Source organism: Mesorhizobium sp. M7A.F.Ca.CA.001.08.2.1, from assembly GCF_003998455.1.
Classification (GTDB): Bacteria; Pseudomonadota; Alphaproteobacteria; order Rhizobiales; family Rhizobiaceae; genus Mesorhizobium; species Mesorhizobium ciceri.
The window spans coordinates 1-1,351 of record NZ_RZPW01001145.1 but is presented as its reverse complement, the minus strand read 5'-3'; the positions used below and the strand labels follow the sequence as shown (position 1 = coordinate 1,351).

The 1,351-nt window shown below is 59.3% G+C and carries 2 protein-coding genes; one reads left to right on the top strand and one right to left on the bottom strand.

The window, feature by feature from the left end:
- Nucleotides 1–535: 535 nt before the first annotated feature.
- Entirely contained in the window at nt 536–754 is a 219-nt protein-coding gene (locus EN914_RS38560) for a hypothetical protein (protein WP_024504645.1), read from the top strand.
- Between the two features lie 310 nt (nt 755–1,064).
- Here EN914_RS38560 and EN914_RS40065 read toward each other — a convergent pair.
- Nucleotides 1,065–1,351, bottom strand: a 287-nt coding sequence (locus EN914_RS40065) for a hypothetical protein (RefSeq protein ID WP_206527322.1), incomplete at its 5' end; no start/stop codon positions are given.

Here is a 1,351-nt window from a genome sequence, read left to right as displayed (position 1 = left end):
GCACGCATACTCGTAAGCTGGTGCTTAAGGCTCGTCCGCCACCTTCGCCATCGCTGTGCCATTAAGCGACGAAAAACGACGCGACCGCGCAGCCTGTTGGCGGCTGTAAAGCAATTCCGAGCGCAGTTCGTTCGGCCTCGATTGGCGCCTTTTGCAAAGGGCGTGCAAGAACCGTGGCTCGGAGCGGGCCTTACCCGACTGGAGTCGATAGCGAGGAGAGGAGTGCTTCGTTCAAAATCCCGCCATCGTGCCAACTTGCGCGCTTGATTGTTCCATTTCAGCACGTGCGCCACTGTCTCGATTTTTGCGACCGCTTGCCCGAAGTCGGGGTTCCTTAAAATCAAAGCGGCCGCCTCGCAACTTCGGCCGTAGTCGTACGTTGTGCGATTCACTGCGTAGGAGTTCACAACATGCCGATAACAACCCGGAAGCAAAAGAGCGACTTTGCCAATGACAAGCCATCCCCGAGGAGGATGCGGCCGTACTGGAGAGCATCGCAGGCCACGAGGATAGACACGGTGCGGAACCGGGCGTTTTGGGGTCCGACATCGAGCAGCCGATCGGCGCGCAGCCTCGAAGCGAGATCACGGGCCGTCACGACGAGGGAGCCGGCGCAAATGAAACGGTCGACGGGTTGAGCGACACCGAAGAGATGACCCGCAGCTTCGCTGAAGACATCCCTACCGGACGAAGCGAAGGAGATGATGAAGACGTTCCGGTTTTTGAGCGAGGGCGGACCAGAACGGATCTTTGAACCAACGACAATGCTTCGCCCGCCGGCTTGGTCGCGTGGCGCTTAGAAGCGCCTGTAGACTGGCTCACCCATAAAGCGCACCGCCGGTCCCTCCCCACGCCGGCGTGGAATTTATACACCTAAGGGCCGACCTGCTCGCTCGTTGTTGGAGATGATGCCGGTTGCAGGGCTCGGATGTTGTTTCATCGGCGTATCAGGCGGCGACGCTCGGCAGGTTAGCAGATCCGAGGGGGGAACAAACCCGGCACGGCGATGGTTCGGTGGCATCAAAAGGTGATTGGGAACGATGGGTAAGAAGCCCAAACAGCCCTCAGAAGCCACGGCGGATCGTGAAAGGGTGATCGAAGCGCTTTACTTTGCGCGCAAGTGCGGCCTCACCAAGGAGGAGGCACTCAAGATGCTCAGGGAAGCCCAAATCAGGATCGATGGTGGACCCAAAAAAAGCTCCGGCAACCGAACTTAGAAGCGATCGTCGATCGCTCGTCACAGCCAGCGGCGGCATGATCTTCTTCACCTCCGACACGCATTTCAACGATCCCCGCATTCTGCGGCTCGGCCCCCGCCCCTTCAGTTCATTGGCGGGGCATGACCAAGCAC